The following is a 25422-nucleotide window of genomic DNA, read 5'->3' as shown; positions in this document are numbered from 1 at the left end:
TAATTAGATTTTAGTTAACCAACCGTGCTTGTCTTCACTTTTACCCCATTGGATATCGTTCAATGCTTGGCGAAGGCGCGCAGTAGTTGGGCCTGGCTCGCCAGTACCTACTTTGTATTCTTTATCGTTATGAATAAACGTACCTACCGCAGTTAGTACAGCAGCAGTGCCCGAAAGCGCCGCTTCAGTACCTGGTTTAGCAGCACGCTCTAGTAGCTCAGTAACGCTAAAGTTACGCTCGCTTACCGTCATACCTAAATCTTTGGCTATGGTTAAAATACTATTACGCGTTACACCATGTAAAAACGTGCTATCAAGCGCTTTAGTAATAATTTCGTTGCCATCAATAAGTATAAAGTTAGCAGCACCGGTTTCTTGAACGTCGCCACCTGGGCAAAATAAAATTTGATCTGCTTGATACTTAGTTCGTGCAGCACTAATAGGTGCTAGAGCACTGGCGTAGTTACCACCACTTTTTACCATACCCATGTGCGGGGCGCAGCGCATGCCATCTTCTTCAAGCAGTACGCGCAGTGCAGTTGCACCACCGGCAAAATAATCACCTACTGGCGATAGTAACGTGTATAAAAGTGAGCTCATTGATGGCGCTGCCGCTTTACCAATTGCAGCCTCAGTACCAATGTGCGTTGGGCGAATATACATAGAGCCCGGCGGTAATGGCGTTTCATCTGCGTATTCGCGCATAATATCGATAATCATCGTTTTTAGCATATCGCTGTCAAAACTCGGTAAGCTTAATAGCGCTGAGCTTTGTTGCATGCGTGCAATGTTTGCATCCATTCTAAAAAGATAAACAGAACCATCTTCATGGCGAAAGGCTTTTAAGCCTTCAAAACATGTACTTGAATAATGAAGAACGTGCGCACCAGCATGAAGTTCAAGTTTATCGCAAGGGACAATTGAGCTTTCGCTCCATTTATTATCAGAAAAACGAGCTTGAATCATCTGCGGCATAAACACAGTACCAAATGCGGCCATTTTACTCTCTCTTGTGTGGTCTATTTTCCTCCATTGTATGACAATCACCCGCCATTTAACCATAGCTAAAGTAAGGCTTTTTTAATTAACTAAGAGAATTTTTTGCAAGTGCTGTTTACTAATCAACCGTATTGAGTGCAATAAACAAAAAAATCGGCTAATGCAGTTGCACTAGCCGATTCTTAAAGCTAAATAATTTACTTGAATGAATATTTAATAATACGTTTTAACACCGACGTATACTGTCTAAAAAAACTACCCGTATGGTAATCAATACCGTGTTTTTTCAAAACAGCTTGCACTTGTGGTGCAACTTCTTGATAGCGTGAAGACGGCATATCAGGAAATAAATGATGCTCTATTTGACAGCTCAAATGCCCTGTTAAAACATGAAACCAATGCGACCCGTTAATGTTAGACGAGCCCAATACTTGGCGGTAATACCACTGCCCTTGGGTTTCGTTTACGCAATCTTCTTGTTTAAAAGTTTGCGTTTCTTCAGTAAAGTGTCCACAAAATATTATGGTCGACGTCCATAAATTACGGATTAAGTTTGCCATTAAATTACCCGCCAATACCCATAAAAATAAAGGCCCTGCAAGTAACGGAAATATCGCATAATCTTTAATTAATTGGCGAGCGCCTTTACTAAAAAAGCGATGCTTTAATGTAGAGTGCGATACAAGCCCTTCGCGGTTTTCTTTCTTTTTACCAATAAAAACACGCTCTGCAGCTAGCTCGTGATACGACACGCCCCACTGAAATAACACACTTAAATTAATATACGTAAAAAACTGCCATACATTTTTAAATCGCCATTTAAAATCATCACTTAAACGCAACAAGCCATAACCAAAGTCTCTGTCTTTACCAATAATATTAGTGTACGTATGGTGCTCAAAATTATGAACGCGGTGCCAACTTTGCCCATCGCACGCTATGTCCCACTCATAATGTTGTGAGTTGAGTTGCTTGTCGTTCATCCAATCGTATTGACCATGCATTACATTGTGGCCAATTTCCATATTGTCTAAAATTTTAGCAAGCGCTAATAGCAACACACCTGCAACCCACAATAACGGCTGAATAAAACCAAGCATTAGCAAAATTCGCCCGCTCCATTCACACACTCGCTGTTTGCGCACAACAGAGCGAATATAGTCAGCATCTTGTTGGCCAACCTTGCCAAGGGTGTCCATTTTAATGGCATCTAGCTCGCTTGCGAGCATGTCATAGTTAATGTTTTTCATAATTGTAACTCCAAATCACTAACAGGTTGGCTTACGCAAAGTTGGATTAATTGCTCGCCGTTGTCACTCAATTCACCTGTTTTTAAATTACGTACCACGCCTGACTTTTTAATACATTGGCATTGATGGCAAATACCAATACCGCAACCGCGTTTAACGGGTAGCTTTTTTTCTTCAAACTGAGGTAGTAAAACATCGTTGCCCGATACAACATGGGCACTGGCGTTAATTTTTACATTAAATTGGCTGTCGTCGTTTAAGCTAGGCAACGCTAAACCAAAGGCCTCTTGGTAGTAATTTAGCTTATGCGTTTTAGCAAAATCGCTCACCGTTTGCATAAATGCTGCAGGGCCACAGCAGTAAATATCTGGGTTTTCCCACGGCTTAATATTGCTGGTTATATCGCTTGATTGCTCACGCGTTAATAATAAAAATGAAAAATGCTCAAATTGCGCCGCCAACTCACTTAGCTCATCAACACATTGATGCTCAGTGGCTTTTGCGTAATACACTAACGACACTTTTTGCGTAGTTTGGCTTAAGTAATCATCAAGCATAGCCAGCATAGGTGTTATACCCGAGCCACCGGCAACAAAAGTAGCCGGTGTATGTGTATTTTTAAATACAAAGTCGCCGTTTGGCGCAGAAATATTGCACCATAAACCCGCTTTTAATGCGCTGTTGAGTAAGCCTGTAAAGCGCCCTTGCGCATTTGTTTTAATTAGTAAGCGCACTAACCCAGTATTTTTAAATTGCTGAGCGCTTGAAGCCACGGTAAAAACGCGTGTTAATAATCGCCCATTAATTTCAACCGTTAAACTTATATGCTGCCCTGGCGTATGTGCTGGCCATTGTTTGCTTGGCTTAAGTTGCACACTTAAAAAGCCGCCATTAAGCACCGTTGTATTAACTACTTGCGCTCTAAACTGCCCTGCACGCCACGCAGGTTTAAACACCTGCATTATTGGTTCTATGTAGCCTGCAAAACTTTGATGGTGTAAAAACCATTTTGAAAATTGGTTTAATACTTTAATTATCATCACTATTAATCTCTTGGGTCGTAAAATACTTAACGTTTGAACTTACACGTGTACGCTCAAACTTCAGCGCACAAGTGTACGCTCAAATTTTTAGTTTTCAACCCCAATAGAGTAATTATTCAATTTTTTATTAGCGCTAATTACTAAAACAATTTTCTGCTAAAAGGCCATCGTATAAAAATATAAGTGTGTGTTTTTCATTCAACTCAACGCTTAACAAATTTATTTATGCCATGTTAAGGTTATGTAAGATTGGATTAATTTTGGAAGCCATAATGATAAATTTAATGTCACATAACACACTCTCTAAACTAATGAGTGCAGGCTTAGCCGTTGCTATGTTTGCTACTAACGCCCCCGCAAATGCAAAAAGCGATTACGTAAAAAACTATAAACAGCTAGATACTTTATCGCTTAACGTTAACGCAGTAACAGCGGCAGAAGGTGTGGTTATACCTTGGGCTATTGAGCCTCTAGCTAATGGTGATTTACTAATATCTGAGCGCAGCGGAACGTTATTTTTATTACCTAAAAATACCACTACGTTAGCTAAGGTTTCAGGGCTGCCCGACATTGACGCTAATGGCCAAGGTGGATTGCTTGATTTATCACTACACACCGATAGTAAGCAAAACCAATGGCTGTACTTTAGTTACTCAAGTAGTGAGGGCAAAGAAAGCGGAAGTAACACCGCCTTAATGCGTGCCAAGTTAAGTAGCGATCATACGCAGTTGTCTGATCAGCAATTGCTATACAAAGGCGAGCATAATAGTACCAAAGGCCAGCACTACGGCAGCCGCATTGTGTTTGATGATGAGGGTTATGTTTATTTTTCAATTGGCGATCGCGGCTCGCGCGACATAAACCCGCAAGATCTCACGCGGGACGGCGGTAAAATTTATCGCTTACACGATGATGGCCGTATCCCAAGCGATAATCCGTTTGTTAAACAAAAAGATGCAAAACATGCGGCATGGTCTTATGGGCACCGTAATCCACAAGGCATGTGGTTTGATAATCAAAACAATATTTTATGGTCTCACGAACACGGACCACGCGGCGGCGATGAACTTAATATTATAAAAAAAGGCGCTAACTACGGATGGCCTTTAGTAAGTTATGGCGTTAACTACAGCGGTACCAAGTTTACCGACCTTAAAGAAAAAGACGGCATGCAATCGCCCGTATTACATTGGACCCCTTCAATTGCCCCCTCCGATATGTTGTATGTAACGAGTGATAAATACCCAAAGCTTAAAGGTAAGCTATTACTAGCATCAATGAAATTTGCATTCATTAGCGCACTAGAACTCTCAAAGGGCAAGGTTGTTAAGCAATATAAAATACTCGATGGAATTGGCAGAGTACGCAGCCTAGCCCAAGGCAGTGATGGTTTTATCTATTTAGGTATTGATGGGCAAGGTATTAAACGCCTAGAGCCAGAAACGTAAGCACTAGAACTAGCACACAGTACGTTAATAATTACACCATGTTTACTGTGCGCTTTTAAAGCGCACAGTAAACATTTTCACCAAACAAAGAACTATTAAGCCCATTAATGCGTACACTAATTACATATAATTTAATAAATTAAGAGAATACTAATGTTTTCATTTTTAAAGCCTGATCCCGTAAAAAAACTGCGTAAAGAATACGACGTAAAACTAGAGCAAGGCATGCAGGCACAAAGAAAAGGCGACATTAAAAGCTTTGCCATGTTAAGTGCAGAAGCCGAAAAAATCTGGAGTGAAATAGAAACTCTAGAGGCTAAAAAAGCCAAATAATACCAATCGTGTTAAGTTATTAGACATTTATAGCGACGGATAAATAGAGTGATAACAAGGCATAAATTTCGACATGTAGTTGTTCTACATGAGAAACTTATAACGCCGTTAACGCTTTATTTAGCACGCTAGAAAGGCTAAATATTTAAGTCGATCGGTATAAACATCGCGTCTGCCCTGTTTCAAAAAAAGGAAGACGCGTTTAGTAAATAATTCATGACCTCGCTTTACAGCTTCCACCATCCCTAAACCCCCTTTTATAATATGCTTACACAAACAAGTGTACTTAAAGCGGTTACTTGCATTATCGCCACCGTTTTTTAGTGGCTGTTAAATGATTTAAAATCGAGTTTGGTTTTCATTTTAAATATTTAATTGCTGAATTTATGTACCGCGCTGGCGTTTTTCCTCCTAAGTCAAAAAATGAGGACGTTTTCCTCTTTTCTGCATATTATTAAAAGAACAGCCCGACTCAAAGTTTAATACTCGCAATGTGTTACAGGATTTGTTATTAATATTAAAAAATAATTAAGAGGACATACATTGCTCATAAAAAGAGGAAAGTGTCCTCTGATAAAGCTGTTATACAACATAGGGTTTCAATCATGTCCAATGAAACGAATACCACATTAACTTGTGGTCTAATTATGCCTATTTCTTCAATTGATGGTTGTAACGCCGATCATTGGGAAGAAGTAAGGGTGATTGTTAGAGAAGCATTATCAGATTCAGGATTTAAAGTTGACTTGGTAAGTGATTCGAATGAGGTTGGGATAATTCAAAATAGGATTGTAAATAATATCTATAACAGCGATATCGTCGTGTGTGATGTTTCAGGCAAAAACCCTAATGTTATGTTTGAACTTGGAATGAGGTTAGCTTTTGATAAGCCAACCGTTATCATTAAAGATGATGTAACAAATTATTCTTTTGATACCGCCCCTATTGAGCATATAGAGTATCCTCGAGATTTACATTACCAATCTATTGTAGACTTTAAAAATTTACTTAAAAAGAAAGTTAAAGCTACTTATCAAGCAAGTTTAAAACCTGAATATACAACTTTCTTAAAACATTTTGGTGAGTTTAAAATATCAACTGTATCAGATAAAGAAATATCATCAGAAAATTATATTTTGAAAGCAATTGGTGAGCTTAGTTCTTCTGTGAAAAGAATGGAAAAAAACACTGTTAGCTTTAATGAGACCAACAAACAAAGTTCAATTATGCGTTTAAATATTAGTAAAGTATTTGAAGAGGTTTTTGAAAGTTATATGGCGTTACATGATGTTAATGAGTTTGAGCTTGGTAGTCATAAAGAGTCTTTAATTCCATTAGTTACGGTAGCATTGACGAGTAATTTGAAGATTTCAGAAAAATTTGCTCAGCAAATTGCAAAGAATGAAATGCAAGCTCAAATCCGAGCTAATGAACCGTTTTAAAAGTTGTATAACAAGTTGCTTAAACGGAATAAAAACAGCCTGTTTTATGGGTTCTAAATGCATTACCTAATGCTTTAAAAACGCTTAGAGTTAATTACAGGAGCTCGTTTTTTAATTGAATTTGGCTGTTGGAGTTACTCTACAGTCTCGTTATGTGCTCGGAGGTTCATATTGGGCAATGTGAAATTTTTACTAGTAATTTTGTTTAGCGTTTTGCTTCTTTCACCACTGCTCTTGAAGCTATATATATCAATTGCTCCCGGAGAAATGATAGGAAACATCAATGGATGGTTAGGATTCTTAGGCGGGTATCTTGGTGGCCTAATGGCTTTTTTATCAGCTGCCGTATTGTTTAGGCAGCAAAGAAATGAAGCTGTACGTCCTTTTTTTATTATAAACACCCTGCCTATTGATGAAGCTGATGGCTTGTTATTTTTCGTTGAACGTTCAGACATAACAAGGCTACATGACCCTGATTTAATTCAAGAGTTCCTTGACGAAAATAGACCAGCTACATGTCTTGAAATTAAAAATATTGGAGTTGGTGCTGCTTTGGATATTAGCTTCACAGATACAGTTTCAAGAGGTGGTTACTACTATATCAATAGCCATCAAATGTTTTCTGATAGTTGCATCCTAGGTACAGCAGAGGTGCAGGAAAAACAAGCTTATGGAATCGCATTAAGAGAATGTGTTATACCTGAGAATACCAAGTCTAATGTTTGTTTTACTCTGTCATATAGTGACATTCATGGTAAAAATTATAAGCAACAAATACATATAGCTCGTTCTGTGGGTGGTGGTTACGGTTATCACTTGTTGAGAGGACGCACACAATAATTAGGATGACATATATGGACGCTCCTTTGAAGTCAAGACGAGTTGATATATAAACATCAAAACAAGTTAGGATGACACCCATCCTAACTTTTACGCAAATTATCAATAATAGCAGTGAGTTAAGTTTAATTTATGAAAATGAATCACGTAAAAAGCTGAACTACATTCACAAGATGAAAGTAGAAATAGATAGCTCGATAGGCGACAACAATTTTTATTAAGCAATGCTAAACAACTTGGCTTTACTGAGCCTGCTTTCCTTTAAATAAAAAGCGGAACATTACAGAGAACAAAGGTATGAATAAATTGACCTTAGGGGGTCAAATGAAAGTGAGTGCCTTACTTCACGCTGCGGCAACTGTATTGCCTTGTTCATAATATAGAAAAGCTGCAAAACACGATGCATTAAGAAGGGTAAGCCCTTTTAACCTAAATAAAAGCCATGCAAATAACCGTAATCCCTTCCAAAACGCCAATTAAAACAATATCAAACACTTCAATATTCTGCGTAAAAATACAGCAATCAATTGAACCAAAATAGGAACTCAGCTATGGTTTATTTATCAATAAAAACAAATAAAAAACGAGTTAATCTACAGGCTCGTTAGGTATTTCTGAATTCAGCATTCAGTTGGTATATTTTCAATTATTTGAAGGGAGTTAATTTTGAAGAATAATTTTGTACGGCGTATCTTAACATCGGTATGTGTTTACATGGTTCTATTTACCAATAGAATTAACAAGACACCCATCCTAAATTTTGCACTTTTCGAAGTTAGAGGCTAGCCTTTATTTAGTGCAAAAAACAAGCAGGGTGTCACATGGCAATTGCAAGAAAGCGTCAAGTAAGTTTGGTTGATACAAAATATTATCACTGTATTTCGCGTTGCGTGCGCCGTGCATTTTTATGTGGCGAAGACTGTTTTACAGGCAAGTCTTACGAGCACCGTAGAGGTTGGGTTGAAGATAAGTTATTAGCGTTAGCCAAGGTATTTTGTATTGATGTATGCGCTTATGCTGTTATGAGTAATCATACCCATTTAGTGCTGTATGTTGATGACAAAAAAGCGAATCGGTTAAATGATAAAGCGATTATTATCCGCTGGCACAAACTGTGTAAAGGCACTGTACTAACACAAAAATACATACAGGGAGAAGCCCTAAGTAAAGCTGAACTTATCTTTTTTTATCAAACAGTAAACCAATACCGCGAGCGCCTATCAAGTATTAGCTGGTTTATGCGGTTGTTAAATGAAGATATTGCGCGCAGAGCAAATAAAGAAGATAACTGCACAGGTAGATTCTGGGAAGGCAGATTCACATCACAAGCATTACTAGATGAAGCAGCACTTGCCGCTTGTATGGCGTATGTCGATTTAAACCCAATTAGAGCTAAAATCAACAATTAACAAGACACCCATCCTAAATTTTGCACTTTTCGAAGTTAGAGGCTAGCTTTTATTTAGTGCAAAAAACAAGCAGGGTGTCACATGGCAATTGCAAGAAAGCGTCAAGTAAGTTTGGTTGATACAAAATATTATCACTGTATTTCGCGTTGCGTGCGCCGTGCATTTTTATGTGGTGAAGACCACTTTACAGGTCAATCTTTCGAGCACCGCAGAGGCTGGGTTGAAAATAAGCTGCTTGAATTAGCCAAGGTATTTTGTATTGATGTATGCACTTATGCTGTTATGAGTAATCACACTCATTTAGTACTATATGTTGATGATAAAAAAGTGAATCGGTTAAATGATAAAGCTATTATTATCCGTTGGCATAAACTCTGTAAAGGCACATTGCTAACGCAAAAATATGTACAAGGTGAAAAGCTAAGTAAAGTTGAACTTATCTTTTTTAATCAAACAGTAAAGGAATATCGAGAGCGCCTATCAAGTATTAGCTGGTTTATGCGATTATTAAATGAAGACATTGCGCGCAGAGCAAATAAAGAAGATAACTGCACTGGCAGGTTTTGGGAGGGACGCTTTACGTCTCAAGCATTATTAGATGAAGCAGCACTTGCCGCTTGTATGGCGTATGTCGATTTAAACCCAATTAGAGCTAAAATGGCTAAAACGCTTGAGGAATCAGACCACACCAGCGTTAAACAACGACTAACATACGCAAAAGAAGTCAAACAACCAAAACAACTACTGCGCTTTGCAGGCATGCCACGTCAGGTAATGCCAAAAGGACTCCCGTTTGAGCTTAAATCGTACCTTGAACTTGTTGAATTAACAGGGCGCTGTATACGAGAGGATAAACGTGGTTATATTGAAAGTACACACTTACCCTTACTCGAAAGGGTGAATATATCTCCAGAAAACTGGTTAAAGCTTACAACCCAATTTACGCGCGTATTTCATGGCGCAGTTGGCAGGCCAGCCTCACAAGCAAGTTATTGTGAAAACTTAAAGCGAAAGCGGCTAGCGAATATCAGTAACTGCGAAAAGCTACTGGCATAAAATTTAAACTACTCAGTAAAACTATTCAGTAATAAATCACAACTGCATCATGCAGTTATTTTCATGCGCTTAATTTAGGTTTAAGCGTGATAATGAGTTATTTTATGGATGAAAAGTAAGTAACCGAGTAGTAAAAGATAAATTCTTAACCTAAAAAGTGAATCTAGCCTAGATTGTCTTTATTTGTTTGGAGTGGCTGTCTAGTTTAATCTCTCTTCTTCGCCCCCGTTTATTAGCTCTCACGATTGTTTTGATCATACACATTCTCAGGACTTATTTGCATTAGCAGCCCTGAGTTATCTATCGGTTTAAACCCGTATTGTGCATAAAGCCCGTGTGCATCAGAAGTTGCTAATAAAAAGCGCCTGAGCCCTTGCAGATCAGGCTGCTCTACTATCGTTTTAATGAGTAACTTACTCAGCCCATTTCCTTGCAAGTGCGGGGCTATAAATACATCGGCTAAATAGGCAAAGGTTGCTTTATCGGTCACTACTCGGGCAAAGCCAACTTGTTCGTTATGAGCGTTGTAAACACCAAAGCACATTGAGTTATCAATAGCCGATTGCATCACGCTTTTAGGAATGCCTTTGGCCCAATAGCTATTAGCAATAAAGTTATAAATAATCTTTAACGTTTTTTAGCTGTTTGTCGTGTACTCTTGAAAGTACTAACAGCGAGCAAATAGCCCCAAATAACGCCAGTCCCATATCTGATTGGGTATCCCACACGTAACCTTGCGTGCCTAAAAACGCTTCTGCGTTTTCGCCGCTTAATACTGCAACCCACCATTCTATTAATTCGTAAAACGCGCTAAATGCTAAACATACCGAAATAACAAAGGTGATTAACCAGCCTCGACCATTTACTACTTTTTTGCGCAGTAAAATTTCGCGTGCTAGTAGTGCAGGTACAAACCCTTGAAAAAAGTGCCCTACTTTGTCGTAGTTATTACGCTCGCTACCAAATAGGTTATCGAAAAAAGGGACTTCGGCGTAGGTGTAATGCCCGCCAATCATCAGCACAATGCAATGCGCTAAAATAAATGTATATAAAATAGGAGTAAGTTTAAAGTGGCTATAGGTGCTTGCTAGCAGCACTAAACCAATAATTGCGGGGATAACTTCAAGTAGCCATGTAAATTGATCTTTTGGGTTAATACCAGACCAAATTAATACAATAAAAAACAGGCTCAGCCATAAATACTTCATTTAGAATCCTTTTCTAAATTGATCAAATTTACGGCATTTTACGCCTTTGAAATAAACGACGCTACCTATAGTTTGTTTTTGCGGTAATGCGATTAAACAAAGCAGGAAAAAAGCGTTTAATTGTAGGCGCCCAACCACTTAAACCTTTGCCAATAATCACTTCGTCCTTTTTATCGCTAATGGCACGAATCATTTTTGAAGCCGCTACGCTTACATCCATGCCATTTTCTATCGACTCTTCTGGTTTATTTTGCGCTATGCCTTGCTCGTTTAGTGAGTTATGCGCAATTGCTGTTTTAATCGAGCCTGGGCAAATTGTTAAACAATGAATGTTATGCTGTGCTACTTCTGCACGTAGGCAATCCATAAAACCAACAACCGCATATTTAGAACCCGAGTAACCTGTTCTAAATTTTGAACCAACTTTACCCGCCACACTACTAATAGACACAATTGAGCCACTGCGCCTTGCCACCATAGTAGGCAAAACAGCTTTAGTAAGTGCAATTAAGCCAAAGTAATTAACCTCCATTAATTGGCGATACACGTTAAAGTCGTTTTCTAAAAATAAGCTACGCTGCGATACGCCGCCGTTATTAATTAAAATATCGATTGCAGGAAGCTCGCTCATTTTTGCTGTTACTGTACTTAGTACATGCTCTGGCTCGGCTAAGTCCAGTGGCACAACTAAGTGCCCTTCGCCTTTAAGCGTTGCTTTTAAATTGTTTAGTTTATCTATATTGCGCGCCGATAAAATAACGCGCGCTCCAAGCTCAGCAAATTGTATAGCAAGCTCTTTACCAATACCTGATGATGCACCGGTGATCCACACAGTTTTATTATTATATTGCATGCGTTATCTGCCTTTTATTGTTATTTATTAGGTTTTATAAAGGTACTTAGTAAAGTATTTTACGCCTTTGTAGGGCCTGCTATTGCGTTAACTTCGTTTTCTAATGTTTTGTAAAAGCCCATTAAAAATAGTAGTTCAACAGTTACGTATAAAGGGCCAATAATTAAACCAATTAGGTCATCTACAAACGCAGGTTTTTTACCTTCGTAATAGTGCCCTATAAACTGCAGTACCCAGCCAAATACAAACACACCTACACCAATACTCAACCACGGCCAAAGCGCCATTGCCGCAATAGGCTGAGCGCCAACAAGGAGTAAAGTGAATATCACGGCCATAATAAAGCCAAGCGAAAAGCTCAGCATAAAATAATAAACAACCGACGCTAATACAAAAAGTTGTGCGCCATCAATTACTACGCTACCAAGGGGTATTTGAATACGCGCAAGTAAACACAACGCTGCAAATACAATGAGCGGAATACCAAAAAAGTGCGTTAGTACATTGCGCTTAGAACGATGATATAAACCATATTTACCAAGCTGCTGTTGAAGTGTTTTCATTGTTTTGCCTTTATTTTTATATATAAAACTTACTTTAGCAAAAGTATACACAACAACAATGTCAGGTATCCGACATTTTGTAAATTAAACAAATGCAGAAATTATTTTACCCGGCTCATGCTCACCTTGCATATTCTTTCGCTCGCGCCCTTTTTGATACTCTTGCTCGAGCATTTTTTGAAGCTCCTCAATTTTATCAGCAATTGCGTCATGGTCTGCGCCCTCTCCTTGTAGCTCTTTAGTGAGTACTTCTATTGTCGCTTTTAATTCGTCTATTTTGTTTTTGTTTACACCTAAGCGTTGATAAACCAGCGCTTCTTGAGCACTTTCTAAAAACGTTGGTTCTTTAGGAGCTGAGGTAATGCCTTTAACATCATTTGTTTTTTCGTTAGGGAGGGTATTAGTTGCCGCAACTTCATTTGGACCTGCCGCTTTATTTACTGTAGGAGAGTTATAGTTACTATATTGATTTTTAAAGGTTATTATTGTCATTAGTTCAAATCCATTGTTGCGTTACATTATCTGTAGCAATTTTGGTTCCAACTAAATAAAACGCTCTCTATTAAGCTTTTTCAGCGCGCGCCTGTAGCTTTTGTTTATCTAAAACAGTTATGCGTTGATACCCCAAACTAATAGCTTGTAAACTAACAAGCTGTTGCAGTATTTGATTAATAGTTTGACGCGTTAGGTAGGTCATATCAGCAAGTTGCTGCTGAGATAAAACAAGCGGTGTTAAGTGCTCTGTATGCTCGCTGAGCATTAAAAGTCGATTGCATACTTTTTGCTCAGCGCTTAGTAATGCGTGATCTTCCATTGAGGTAAACATAAGGCGTAATTTTTGCGCCAGTAATAAACCAAATTCTTGCCAATATTGTGGCTGCTTGTTTAATAACTGTTCAAGCTCGCGTTGGGGCACGTAAAAAAGCACAACATCAGTTTGTGCATATACATCGTGAGTACGCAGGCCACCATCAAACAAGGTAACTTCGCCAAACCACAGTGATGAATCAATAAAGCTCAATACGGCTTCTTTTCCTTCGTTACTTACGCCACTAATACGCACTACTCCGTTAAGTACGGCGTAAATTCCATCGTGCTTATCTCCTCGCAAAAATAACGATTGCTGAGCTTTAAGCGAGAGTATTTTACCCTGCGTTAATAAAAAGCTTTTTAAATAAGCGCTGCGATTTTTAAACCAATGCCCTTGCTCTATAACTTTTTGCTGCTGTGGAGTCATTATTTACTGCATTTGCTTATTAAATGGCTGTTTTTCGCTTACTAACTTTTTAGGTAACGTTAGATCCGTAGCAACTATAAAATCATTATACGCATCGTTACCCGAAAACAACTCAGTAATTAGTGTATCGTTTTTAAAAACCTTGACCGATACGCCACTGCCCATACCACCTGAGTTTATAATATAATAATGATAATCCCCATTGTTAAAAAATAAAATGCTTTCACCTATACGCCCAACTTGCCTGTAATAACTACCAAATGGTGCATCTTCTGTAGCTATTTTTTCGAGCCCTATATCATCAATTCGGCCAAATCGATAACTAAGCGAAGTATCATCTTTTGCAATACAAATAGAGAGTACATTATCAGTAGGTTCTAATTTATAAGCTACATCTTTACTTGTATTACGCAGTACTTTTTGAATTTTAGCATTTATATAGGCAGTCTCATTTGTTTTGCAGTGAGTGCCTAATAAACCCAACACAACGGCAGACTCATTGGATTCAGTAATCTGCTTTTTTATATCAGTATTCGAAGACGATTTTGTTAAAAGATCTAGTTTTTCTTTGCTTTGAGAAGAAGAAACTTGACCATCACAGCCAAACAAAAATAAAAATACAAAAGAATAAAAGCTCGCTAAAAAAGTAATGCGCATAAGAAAGTCCATATCAAAAGAGAGCTTTTAAAATAGCGATAAAACAGAGCGCTCGCAATACCCTTATAGGTATAAGATCTATAAATCTATCAACAGTCCATCTTCTGCAAAAATAACTTTACTTTTTAATACCTTATTTAACGATTTTTAAACAGTTGCTGATTTTTAGTGGACGATTTATAAAGTGAGAAGTCACTGCTAGAGTAGGCGCAGCTATAATTAATACCTTGGTAATTTCACTTGATGTGATGTGTACATCTTTAGCACCGCTTGATGAGTTTTCATCAATTGCGTTGTGCGTATTCACTACACCAGCATTTTTGGCAAAGTGCGTAAATGTATGTGTTTTTAAGTTGAGTGACCAACGGCCGATTTATTAATCTTAGTTTGTATTTAAAGTTGATTTAAACACCTTATAAAAGTGTGTAAATAACTAAATGAATCAATAATTGGCTTTCTTATAATAAAATGTTGTTACACCACTATTTCAAATAGATTTTTATAACCAATTGTAATTTATAATTTAAATAAAATTAAATCCAATGAACATACATTTTAAAAACAATTTAGTCTCATTTTATTAAAACAATAGTTGACCCTATTCAAAATATAAACTAGCATTTCTGGAAGCGCTTCCACAAATCCGAATCAAATAGGTTTTTCTGGAAGCGCTTCCACACATTTGACAATGTTTACAACTACACAATAACAGCCCCATACAAGCTGTTAATAATAATGATAAAAGCGCGAGGGAAACCGAATGTCCAAGCATATTGTAAGAAAAACAAAGATAGCCACTAGCCTATCTCTGATTTTAGGCGCATCAATCTCTTTACCTGTATATGCACAAGAAGCAAATACAGATGTTGAAGTAATCCAAGTTACTGGTTTTAAAAGCAGTATTAAAGAGTCGACTCGTTTGAAACGCGACGCCGCCGGTGTTGTAGATGCTATATCAGCTGAAGATATTGGTAAATTTCCTGATACCAACTTAGCCGAGTCGCTACAGCGTATTACGGGTGTATCGATTGATCGTTCTAATGGTGAAGGCTCTAAAGTAACGGTTCGTGGTTTCGGCCCCGACTACAATATGGTAACTCTGAACGGACGTACAATGCCCGCGGCATCTTTGCCTGCAGGCGGCGGTACACCCAGCTCTCGTGCATTTGATTTTGCAAATTTAGCATCTGATAGCGTTAAATCGGTTGAAGTATATAAAACTGGTAAAGCAAGTATTGCATCAGGTGGTATTGGCGCAACAATTAATATTAATACGGCTCGCCCGCTCGACAACCCAGGCTTTGTTTCAAGCATTGGCGTAAAAGCATTACACGACTCAACAAACCGCGTTGGTGATGACATAACACCAGAGCTTTCAGGCTTAATTAGCTGGACCGACAGTGAAGCTAAATTTGGCGCCTCACTTACAGCAAGCATGCAACAGCGCGATAGCTCATCAACAGGTGCGTTTGTAAATCAATGGAATACATCAGCTTTTGACGGCACAATCCCACAAGCGGCAGACGATATTGTTTTAACTAATGCACCCGCTGTTGGTCAGCTTTATTCAATGCCATCAGACTTACGCTACACCATTGCCGACAGAGAACGTACGCGTACAAACGCACAATTAACGCTGCAGTACAGCCCTATTGACGATTTAACAGCCACGCTTGATTATACCTATTCTAAGCAAGATTTGTTCGAAGCCCGTGCTGAGCAATCAATATGGATGGATAACTACAAAAGCGCGCTAACATTTGACGATAACACGGTAAAAACCCCTATTTACTACCGAGAAGAACGTCGCGATCAGCAAACACGCGATTTAGGTTTGGCGTTTCAAGAGCTAAACCAAGTTAACCAAAACGACTCTATTGGTTTAAACGTTGAGTACTATTTCAACTCAGAATTGAGCTTTATGTTTGATGCGCACAATTCAAAAGCCACTAGCAAACCAGATGCACCTTACGGCAGCTGGGTAAACGCAGGCTTGGGCGCAAACGTAGTTAACGCACAAGAAGTTGATTTTAGCCGCGAACTTCCATCAATGAGTATCGATTTTGATGATTGCCGCCGAGACAACCTAAATTGTAATAACACGCTAGATGCCTCTGATGTGGGTACATCTATTTTAGATTCTAACTTTGCTCGCCAAGAGTCTGAAATAACAGAATTTAGAATCCATGGTAAATACGAAATTGAAAACGGTGCAATTGACTTTGGTATAGAGTCTCGCTCTATGGAAAGCCATTCACTGCAATCACTTACACGTAATACAATGGGTAACTGGGGAATAGAAAACCCAGGCGAACTACCTGATGGTTACCTAAACCCAACAAACTTTTTAGCTGAGTTTGACGACTACGATACATCGGGCTCGTACAATCAAGGTTATACCGGCAGCGCATCGCAAATTGGTTACTGGGCAGGTGAAGAATACGGCTTTAACTTTGCAGCCGATGGCGCATTTGCAACTAACCGCACCATTGAAGAAGATATAACCGCAGCGTTTGTGCAATTTACTTACAATGGTTACATTGGCGATATGCCATACAACATTGTTATTGGCGCGCGCCAAGAGTCTACCGACATTACCTCAACGGCTAATATCGACTTACCTAACGCAGTAGCGTGGGAAGGTAATAACGACTTTAATGTTCGTTTTGGCTCAGCTAAAGAAGATTTCACGCTTAAATCTAGCTACGATCACTTTTTACCAAGCTTTGACTTTGACATAGAAGTAATTGAAAACGTAAAAGCGCGTTTTTCTTACAGCACAACAATTGCTCGCCCAACTTACGACAACTTAAGTTCAGCAGCGACTGTTGGTGTACCAGGTGCGCCTACTCTTTTAGCGGGTTCTTCGCCGGCTACAGCGTCAACGGGTAATCCTGGTTTAGTGCCGCTTGAATCAGATAATATTGATGTATCGGCTGAGTGGTACTTTGCAGAAACAAGTTATGTGTCGGTAGGTTATTACACTAAAGACATCGAGAACTTTATTGGTTTAACACCAATGACGCAAAACTACTACGGATTACGCGATGCAACAGCGGGTCCTCGCGCTCAAGCTGCCATTGCTGAGCTAGAATCTCGCGGACTTGCCCTAACCGATTCAAACTTATTTCAAATGGTTGCCGCAACAGAAAATGGCGTTGACTTTGACTCTATGACCTACGAAGAGTTTGAAGCCGCTTACGATGTAATTGCTAACAGCGATGACCCATTACTAGAATTTACAGCGCAAGTACCTACCAACAATAAAAATGCCACCATCGATGGTTTTGAAATCGCCTTTCAACACTTTTTTGGTGAAAGCGGTTTTGGTGTGCAAGCAAACTACACCACTGTTAATGGCGACATAGACTTTGATGTAAACGCTGACCCTACTACTACACAGTTTGCACTAGTGGGTTTAAGTGACACAGCTAACTTTATTGCAATGTACGAAAACGATGATTTTCAAGCACGTATTGCGTACAACTGGCGTGATAAGTTTTTAAATAGCGCAGCTCGATACGTAAATGAGCCAGGCTTTACTGAAGAATATTATCAAATCGACTTTAACGTTGCGTACAACTACAGCGAACAACTATCGTTTTTTGTTGAAGGCCTTAACATTACTGAACAAAACAGCCGCGAACATGGCCGTACGTCGGTACAATTATGGAACTTACAACAGCTAGGTGCACGTTACAATATTGGTATGCGTTACAACTTCTAAAGGTAATACAAAGTAAAGCCGTTAGTTTTTACTAGCGGCTTTTTTGTATTTAAAACAGTATTAATGCTAGTTTAATTGTTATCAACTTTAGGGTGTTAACTCATGACCAAACCAATAACAAAAATAGTCGTTTTAGGTGGTGGCACTGCCGGTTGGCTAAGCGCAGGCTTATTAGCCGCCGAACACCCGCACCTTAATGTAACGTTAGTCGAGTCGGCAAACGTGCCTATATTGGGTGTGGGCGAAGGTACGTGGCCGTCAATGCGTAATACGCTACAGCGCATTGGCATTAAAGAAAGTGATTTTATAACCCAGTGCGACGCGTCATTTAAGCAAGGTTCTAAATTTATAAATTGGCGAAACCTCAGCGAGGGAGAAAACTACTACCACCCTTTTATGAATCCACAAGGCTACGAGTACACTAATTTACACGCCAGTTGGCAACGTATTGCACCTGATCAAAAATTTGCCGACGTTGTTAATATGCAAAGCTTTGTATGCCAAGCAGCACTTGCACCAAAACAATTACAAACACCCGAATACGCAGCGATCACCAACTATGGCTATCATTTAGATGCGGGTAAATTTGCTGAGTTTTTAAAAAACCATTGTGTTAAAAATCTAAATGTTACGCATATTACTGACGATGTAACCGAGGTTATTAACGACGATCATGGCTATATTTCCGCATTAAAAACAAATAATAATGACGATATAACAGGTGATTTATTTATAGATTGCTCAGGCTCTCGTGCTCGTTTAATTGGTGATCATTTTAATAGTGAGTTTATAGCGCAAGATCATATTTTATTTAATAACAGCGCTGTTGCGGCGCAAATATCTAATGTACACATCAATCAAGCAATCGCCTCTGCTACGCTATCTACAGCGCAAAGTAACGGTTGGATTTGGGACATAGCCCTGCCAACACGCCGTGGCACAGGTTATGTATTTAGTAGTAAATATCAAAGCGATGAAAGCGCAACAAATACGCTAAAAAACTACATTGCTAAAAGTACCAGTGAGCAAAAAGCTGAGCAACTTACCTACCGTGTATTAAAGTTCAGCCCTGGTTACAGGCAAAAATTTTGGATTAAAAACTGTGTTGCCGTGGGTATGTCTGCTGGCTTTTTAGAGCCACTTGAAGCGTCAGCTCTTGCTATGGTTGAGCTTTCAATTAGCATGATAAGCGAGCAACTCCCGCAAAACCGAACCCACATGAGTCAGCTTAAAACGCGTTTTAATGAGCGTTTTAGCACTCGTTGGCAGCGCGTTATTGAGTTTTTAAAGCTTCACTATGTGCTAAGCGAGCGCGACGACACGCCTTATTGGCAAGATATTAGTAATTTAGATACCGCGCCCGAGCGCCTGAAAAACTTACTTAAACTTTGGCAATTTCAGCCCCCTAGCCGCTTTGATTTTATTGAAAACGAAGAAGTGTTTTCATCAAGCAGTTACCAATACGTTTTATATGGCATGGGCTTTAATACACAAACAGTCTCTGCACAAAATACATTTAACGACCCACGTGCTGGGGATTACTATTACCAGCAAAATCGCGAGAAAATAGCTCAGTACTTAAATGGACTGCCAAGTAATCGCGCGCTTTTAAATCATCTTTTATCAAATAATAGGCAGCCACATAATGACTAAAACAAATGCTGTTAAAAACGTAGTAATTGCTGGAGGCGGCACTGCAGGCTGGATGGCCGCAGCGGCACTTGTTAAACTAGTCGGCAATAATATAAACATAACCCTTGTTGAATCTGACGATATTGGCACTGTAGGTGTTGGCGAAGCAACAATTCCGCCTATTCGTACATTTCATAAATTGCTGGGTATAAACGAGCAAGCATTTATGAAAGCCACTCAAGCCAGTTTTAAATTAGGTATTAGCTTTGAAAACTGGGGCGATGACAACACGCATTATATTCACTCATTTGGCGCAACGGGCAAAGAATGTTGGGCGGGTGAATTTCATCACTTTTGGCTGCAAGGTAAAGCACTTGGAATAAACGACCCATTTGGCGATTACTGCTATGAGCTGCAAGCGGCTAAAGGCGGTAAATTTGCGTTTAATCAGCAAAGCCCCATTAACTATGCTTACCATATGGATGCCACGCGTTACGCGCAGTTTTTACGTGAGTTTTCAGAGCCATTAGGTGTAAAACGCATTGAAGGTAAAATACAAAAAGTAGTAAAAAACTCTAAAACGGGCCATATAGAATCATTAATTTTAAATAATGGCGAGCATATTAACGGCGACTTTTTTATTGATTGCACTGGCTTTAGAGGCTTATTAATAGAGCAAGCATTGCATACTGGCTACGAAGACTGGTCTCATTTACTACCGTGTAACAGCGCCATTGCGGTGCAAACAAAATCAACCAGCGAGACCGTATTGCCACTTACCCGCTCTATTGCCCATAAAAGCGGCTGGCAATGGCGTATACCGCTGCAAAACCGTGTAGGCAACGGATTAGTTTATTGCAGCCAATATATGGATGACGAACAAGCCAAAGCGCTATTATTAAATAACATTGAAGGTGAGCCGCTTACAAAGCCACGTATTATTAAATTTAAAACAGGGCGTCGCTTAAAAGGCTGGAATAAAAACTGCCTAGCGCTTGGTCTTGCTAGTGGTTTTGTAGAGCCACTTGAGTCCACCAGCATTCACTTAATTATGTCGGGTATTATTCGCTTTATGCGTTTATTTCCGTTTAATGGCATAACTAATCACGCCATTGACGAATACAACAAACAGCTTAAAAGCGAAATTGAAAATATTCGCGACTTTATTGTGCTGCACTATAAAGTAACTAATCGCGACGACAGTGAATTTTGGCAACACTGTAGTGAGATGGAAGTGCCAAAAACACTTCAGCATAAAATTAATTTGTTTAAACAAACCGGCCGTGTATTTTTAGACGATGGCGACATTTTTAGAGTCGATTCGTGGGTGCAAGTTATGCTTGGTCAGGGTATTGAGCCTAATCAACATCACTTAATAGCCAGCATGATGAGCGACGAAGAACTCACCCGTTTTTTACACGGTATTAAGCAACAAATAGAGCAACGCGCCAGCCAATTACCGCCTCACCATGAGTTTTTAAAGCAGTATTGCCCAGCATAAAAAACCCTTATTACTAAGGGTTTTTGGTACACACAACAACTTTTACGTTTTATTCTTCACACTTAACCACGGCGCTTTTAGCGCCTTGTGGTTTAAAGCTAATATCTGCAACTGAAACGTTAAGCTTTCCCGCCGTTTTAATAATAAAAGGGCTGGTTACTCGGGCAAAATCAACGCCCTTTTTAGCAAAACACGCTAAATCTATACTCATGGTTTGCCATGTATTTAAATCAGCATTTTCAAAATCACTGGTAATATCAAGCTCGCCACCACAGCCTTGTTCGCACTTCATTGCAAGGTATGTTTGTGAGCTAGGTACTTCGTTTACTTTATAGCTAAAGCTAAGGGCTGAATTTGCTTCAATGTAGGCCACTTTGTCTTCGGTAAAGTTACTATTAATTTCGATATAGCTGGCTGCAGTCCCATCAAAATTAAATTGCATCGCATCTTCTTGAATCGCTTTGTCTTCAGTGCGATAAGTAATGCCGCCAAGCTTTACACTGTTACTTGCTACTTGGTGCTGCTCGCTGTTTGAATTTAAAAACAAACGCCACGGTGTTTTAAAGCTGCCATTAAATATAGATAACGGCGCAAGGTTACTAATATCAACACCTGAGTCTTCATTTAGATTATTGCCAAGCGTACTTTCATCTTCATACGTTAAGCCAAAGCCATAGGGTAATAATGGTGAGTAATCAGCATCGCCCTTATTTACTGCAGTCTGAAGTGGCGATTTAGGCCACGAGAACGACAATTTACCTTTAAAGTCGTACTGTACCTGCCCATTTTCATCCGCTAGTAATACATCAGCAATGCCTTGTCCTTCAGTGCCAGGAAGCCATGCTGCTACAAATGCATCTGACGCGTTTAGCTCGCTGTTAACCCACATTGGTCTGCCCGATATAAACACAGAAACAACGGGTATATTTTGCTGCTTTAATGTTTTTAATATTTTAAGAGAGCGTTTATTATTACGTTCAAACTCAAGGTTGTCTTTATCGCCATGCCCCTCTGCGTATGGTTCTTCACCAAATACAACAATGGCTACATCGGGTTTGCTAGTAAATTCACCCGTTGGGCTTAAAATAGCGTTACCGCCAGCAGCCTCTATTTGCGTTTTTAGCCCCGCATAAATAGACGTTGCTCCAGGAAAGTCTGCATTTTGATTATTAGTTCCTTGCCAAGTAATACTCCAACCGCCCGATTGCTTGCCTATGTTGTCGGCGGCATCGCCCGCTATAAGTATGTTGCTTAATGGGTTAAGCGGTAATAAATGGTTGTTGTTTTTAAGCAGTACTAACGACTCTTGTACCGCTTGGCGGGCAATATCGCGATGTGCTGGCGCACCTATTAGCTCTAATTTACCTGAATATTTTCGATTTGCGGGGCTTGGTTTATCAAATAAACCCGCACGTAATTTAACGCGTAAAATACGTGCTACGGCGTCATCTATTCGCGCCATTGTTATTGTGCCCGCTTTTACTTGTTTAATTGTATTTTCATAAAGTGGTTTCCAAGCACCCGTTGGTACCATAAAAATATCAAGCCCCGCATTAACAGCCTGCGGGCAACTTTCATTTGTACAGCCTGCAACTTGTCCGTGTCCGTTCCAATCTCCTACAACAAAGCCATCAAAACCCATTTTTGTTTTTAATACATCGGTAAGTAAGTATTTGTTGCCGTGATTTTTTTTACCATTCCAGCTATTAAACGATGCCATAACCGACTGACTACCTGCGGTTAAGCCACCTATATAACCTTGCGCATGAATGTTATATAACACCTCTTCGCTATCAATGTTATCGCCTTGATCGTCACCATCTACGGTTCCGCCATCGCCTAAAAAGTGCTTGACGGTACTAATTACGCGTTTATCACTTAAAAAGTCCTCTTCGGCTCTGCCTTGTAATCCGTTTACAATTGCGGCTGAATATTCACGTACAATTGCAGGGTCTTCTGAGTAACCTTCGTACGTTCTGCCCCATCGGTCATCGCGCACAACCGCAACAGTTGGTGCAAACACCCAATCAATACCTGTAGCCATTACTTCTACCGCTGTTGCCGCTGCAATTTGCTCTATAAGCGCAGGGTTATTAGCAGCGCCCAAACCAATATTATGCGGAAATAACGTCGCACCAATAACGTTATTATGTCCATGTACGGCATCAGTGCCCCACATAGTAGGGATTTTACTGCCATCAATTGAGTCATCAATCGATGCTTTATACATGCTCTCAGCAAGTGTTATCCAATCTGCAGGGGTTGCATGCTTATTAGCATTCGGGAACGAGCCACCGCCATTTAAATACGAACCAAAACCATATTTTCGCATATCTTCAACACTAATATCGCGAATTTCAGGTTGAATCATTTGCGCTACTTTTTGCTCAAGCGTCATCGACTTTAAATACTGTGCAATCGTATTTTCAATTTCAGGCGCTTTAACTACCTTACTTTTAAGCGTTGGCCAAAGTGATAAATCACCTTGCTCGTGCTCAGCCTTTTTGACTACGGCGCTTTGGCTATTATTTGCATTAATCTCTTGTTTGTTACAGCCACTTAAAACGCATAATCCTCCTATTAAAATGGGGAGTATGTGTAACCTGTTAGTGTTTAAGCTTTTTTTCATTTTTATAGCCCTGTGTTGTGTCAGTGTGATTTTGTGAGCGCTTATTTGTTATTTAAATTTAACTATTGACCTGTTTAACAATAGCCACTAACCTAAATATGGAAGCGCTTCCTTAAAGTTATTAAATACCATACTTAGTGATTAATCAAATTAAATATGGAAGCGCTTCCAACAATGAATTTAAAATACGCTCTATACAAAGCAAACTTTACCAAAATGAAGCAGAGGTTTTCTCTTAATGAAACAATTATCTTTACCTAGTGGCTCACCACTTTTAGCCAAAAATTTTACTTATGGTGTAGCTACGGCCTCATTTCAAATTGAAGGCGGCGCAGCTGACCGCTTGCCATGTATTTGGGATACCTTTTGCAGTAAAGAAGGCAAAATAGTCGATAATTCAAATGGCGATGTAGCCTGCGAGCACTACACTCGCTGGAAAGACGATATAAACTTAATTGAATCATTAGGTGTAGACGCTTACAGACTTTCTATCTCGTGGCCGCGCGTAATGACTAAAAGCGGTCACTTAAACCCAACAGGCGTTAAGTTTTATACCGACATTTTAGATGAATTAAAACGCCGTAACATTAAAGCTTTTGTAACGCTGTACCACTGGGATTTACCACAACATATTGAAGACGAAGGTGGCTGGCTAAACCGTAACACCGCTTACGAGTTTGCACATTACACAGATTTAATTACCAAAGCATTTGGGGAACGTGTGCACTCTTACGCCACCTTAAACGAGCCGTTTTGCAGCTCTTATTTAGGTTACGAAATAGGCGTACATGCGCCTGGCATAGTAGGTCGCGAATTTGGTCGTAAAGCCGCGCACCACTTATTACTAGGTCACGGTTTGGCTATGCAAGTACTTGCTAAAAATAGCCCAAATACGCTAAACGGTATTGTACTTAACTTTACGCCTTGTTACTCCGTTACCCAAAGTGAAGACGATTTAAAAGCCACTGCATTTGCTGATGACTATATAAACCAATGGTACATGCAGCCTGTAATGCAAGGTCAGTACCCAGATATAATTTCGCAATTACCTAAAGCCCACCGCCCAGATATTTTAGATGGCGATATGGAAATAATTGCTCAACCGCTAGATTACCTAGGGGTTAACTTTTATACCCGCATGCATTATCAAGCAAGCGAAACTGACTTTTACCATGAGCTGCCACATAAAGCGCCAATGACCGATATAGGCTGGGAAATTTATCCTAAAGCGCTTACAGAATTACTTGTATCGTTAAACGAAAAATACACCTTACCTCCTATTTATATTACCGAAAACGGCGCAGCCATGGCTGACGAATTTAAAGACGGTGAAGTGATAGATAACGACCGTATTGAATATTACCACGAGCATTTAAATGCCCTACATAACGCAACCGAGCAAGGCGTAAAAGTAGATGGTTACTTTGCGTGGAGCTTAATGGATAACTTTGAATGGGCAGAAGGATATTTAAAACGTTTTGGAATAGTACATGTAGACTACAACACACAAAAACGAACTGTTAAAGCCAGCGGTAAAGCGTACAGTAACCTAATAACTAGCCGATAGTTTATCGGCTTATAACAATAAGAACACA

The 25422-nt window shown here is 39.4% G+C and carries 21 protein-coding genes and 1 pseudogene; 10 read left to right on the top strand and 12 right to left on the bottom strand.

All coding sequences use genetic code 11. The annotated features are described in order from the left end of the window. Positions 1-3: 3 nt before the first annotated feature. From V6260_RS00810 to V6260_RS00800, 3 genes are all read right to left on the bottom strand, one after another. A complete protein-coding gene (locus V6260_RS00810; protein ID WP_341592052.1) occupies positions 4-1062 on the bottom strand; it encodes a branched-chain amino acid aminotransferase in 1059 nt (352 codons plus the stop codon). A gap of 134 nt (positions 1063-1196) precedes the next feature. Further along, positions 1197-2249 carry an acyl-CoA desaturase gene (locus V6260_RS00805; RefSeq protein WP_341592051.1) on the bottom strand — a complete coding sequence of 351 codons (1053 nt, stop codon included), beginning with the start codon at positions 2247-2249 and terminating at the stop codon, positions 1197-1199. Then, positions 2246-3289, bottom strand: a complete 1044-nt coding sequence (locus V6260_RS00800; protein WP_341592573.1) for an iron-sulfur cluster-binding domain-containing protein — start codon at positions 3287-3289, stop codon at positions 2246-2248. The genes V6260_RS00805 and V6260_RS00800 overlap by 4 nt, the downstream gene beginning before the upstream one ends. Positions 3290-3564: 275 nt before the next feature. Here V6260_RS00800 and V6260_RS00795 point away from each other — a divergent pair, with 275 nt between their 5' ends. From V6260_RS00795 to V6260_RS00770, 6 genes and pseudogenes are all read left to right on the top strand, one after another. Beyond that, the gene (locus V6260_RS00795) at positions 3565-4740 is read left to right on the top strand and encodes a PQQ-dependent sugar dehydrogenase (RefSeq protein WP_341592049.1); all 1176 of its coding nucleotides are present in this window, start codon (positions 3565-3567) and stop codon (positions 4738-4740) included. A 153-nt stretch (positions 4741-4893) separates the two neighbouring features. Beyond that, positions 4894-5073, top strand: a complete 180-nt coding sequence (locus V6260_RS00790; RefSeq protein ID WP_007375469.1) for a DUF6435 family protein — start codon at positions 4894-4896, stop codon at positions 5071-5073. Positions 5074-5678: 605 nt separating this feature from the next. Continuing rightward, the gene (locus tag V6260_RS00785) at positions 5679-6515 is read left to right on the top strand and encodes a hypothetical protein (RefSeq protein ID WP_341592044.1); all 837 of its coding nucleotides are present in this window, start codon (positions 5679-5681) and stop codon (positions 6513-6515) included. A 180-nt stretch (positions 6516-6695) separates the two neighbouring features. Beyond that, on the top strand, positions 6696-7355 hold the full coding sequence (locus V6260_RS00780; protein WP_341592042.1) for a hypothetical protein: 660 nt from the start codon (positions 6696-6698) through the stop codon (positions 7353-7355). An 821-nt stretch (positions 7356-8176) separates the two neighbouring features. Next, positions 8177-8761 (top strand): annotated as a pseudogene (locus V6260_RS00775) (transposase); the annotation flags it as partial. 84 nt (positions 8762-8845) lie between these two features. Next, positions 8846-9820 carry a transposase gene (locus tag V6260_RS00770; RefSeq protein ID WP_341592041.1) on the top strand — a complete coding sequence of 325 codons (975 nt, stop codon included), beginning with the start codon at positions 8846-8848 and terminating at the stop codon, positions 9818-9820. A gap of 232 nt (positions 9821-10052) precedes the next feature. Here V6260_RS00770 and V6260_RS00765 read toward each other — a convergent pair whose 3' ends face one another. The 8 genes from V6260_RS00765 to V6260_RS00730 form a co-directional block, all read right to left on the bottom strand. Continuing rightward, on the bottom strand, positions 10053-10445 hold the full coding sequence (locus V6260_RS00765; RefSeq protein ID WP_341592572.1) for a GNAT family N-acetyltransferase: 393 nt from the start codon (positions 10443-10445) through the stop codon (positions 10053-10055). Continuing rightward, positions 10435-11028 carry a DUF2238 domain-containing protein gene (locus V6260_RS00760; RefSeq protein WP_007375475.1) on the bottom strand — a complete coding sequence of 198 codons (594 nt, stop codon included), beginning with the start codon at positions 11026-11028 and terminating at the stop codon, positions 10435-10437. The genes V6260_RS00765 and V6260_RS00760 overlap by 11 nt, the downstream gene beginning before the upstream one ends. 61 nt (positions 11029-11089) lie before the next feature. Continuing rightward, positions 11090-11881 carry an SDR family oxidoreductase gene (locus tag V6260_RS00755; protein ID WP_341592038.1) on the bottom strand — a complete coding sequence of 264 codons (792 nt, stop codon included), beginning with the start codon at positions 11879-11881 and terminating at the stop codon, positions 11090-11092. A gap of 59 nt (positions 11882-11940) precedes the next feature. Next, positions 11941-12444, bottom strand: a complete 504-nt coding sequence (locus V6260_RS00750) for a DUF962 domain-containing protein (RefSeq protein ID WP_341592037.1) — start codon at positions 12442-12444, stop codon at positions 11941-11943. An 84-nt stretch (positions 12445-12528) separates the two neighbouring features. Next, entirely contained in the window at positions 12529-12936 is a 408-nt protein-coding gene (locus tag V6260_RS00745) for a hypothetical protein (RefSeq protein WP_341592036.1), read from the bottom strand. Positions 12937-13006: 70 nt separating this feature from the next. Then, positions 13007-13681, bottom strand: coding sequence for a Crp/Fnr family transcriptional regulator (locus V6260_RS00740; protein ID WP_341592035.1), 675 nt, complete (start codon positions 13679-13681; stop codon positions 13007-13009). 3 nt (positions 13682-13684) lie between these two features. Beyond that, the gene (locus V6260_RS00735; RefSeq protein ID WP_341592034.1) at positions 13685-14338 is read right to left on the bottom strand and encodes a hypothetical protein; all 654 of its coding nucleotides are present in this window, start codon (positions 14336-14338) and stop codon (positions 13685-13687) included. 133 nt (positions 14339-14471) lie between these two features. Further along, positions 14472-14645, bottom strand: coding sequence for a hypothetical protein (locus V6260_RS00730; protein ID WP_341592033.1), 174 nt, complete (start codon positions 14643-14645; stop codon positions 14472-14474). Between the two features lie 453 nt (positions 14646-15098). Between V6260_RS00730 and V6260_RS00725 the strand changes: the two genes are divergently transcribed. The 3 genes from V6260_RS00725 to V6260_RS00715 all read left to right on the top strand — a co-directional run bounded on the left by V6260_RS00725 (position 15099) and on the right by V6260_RS00715 (position 21198). Then, complete coding sequence (locus V6260_RS00725; protein ID WP_341592032.1) at positions 15099-18065, top strand: TonB-dependent receptor; 2967 nt, start codon at positions 15099-15101, stop codon at positions 18063-18065. Positions 18066-18167: 102 nt separating this feature from the next. Next, on the top strand, positions 18168-19718 hold the full coding sequence (locus V6260_RS00720; protein ID WP_341592031.1) for a tryptophan halogenase family protein: 1551 nt from the start codon (positions 18168-18170) through the stop codon (positions 19716-19718). Continuing rightward, on the top strand, positions 19711-21198 hold the full coding sequence (locus tag V6260_RS00715) for a tryptophan halogenase family protein (protein WP_341592030.1): 1488 nt from the start codon (positions 19711-19713) through the stop codon (positions 21196-21198). Before V6260_RS00720 ends, V6260_RS00715 begins: the two co-directional genes overlap by 8 nt. A 49-nt stretch (positions 21199-21247) precedes the next feature. Here V6260_RS00715 and V6260_RS00710 read toward each other — a convergent pair whose 3' ends face one another. After that, complete coding sequence (locus tag V6260_RS00710) at positions 21248-23827, bottom strand: glycoside hydrolase family 3 protein (protein WP_341592029.1); 2580 nt, start codon at positions 23825-23827, stop codon at positions 21248-21250. A gap of 238 nt (positions 23828-24065) precedes the next feature. Between V6260_RS00710 and V6260_RS00705 the strand changes: the two genes are divergently transcribed. After that, entirely contained in the window at positions 24066-25394 is a 1329-nt protein-coding gene (locus V6260_RS00705; RefSeq protein WP_341592028.1) for a GH1 family beta-glucosidase, read from the top strand. The last annotated feature ends 28 nt before the right edge of the window (positions 25395-25422 follow it).

Origin of the sequence: Pseudoalteromonas aliena (assembly GCF_038155085.1) — a bacterium.
Classification (GTDB): Bacteria; Pseudomonadota; Gammaproteobacteria; order Enterobacterales; family Alteromonadaceae; genus Pseudoalteromonas; species Pseudoalteromonas aliena_A.
This window is presented reverse-complemented; position numbering and strand designations above follow the sequence as displayed.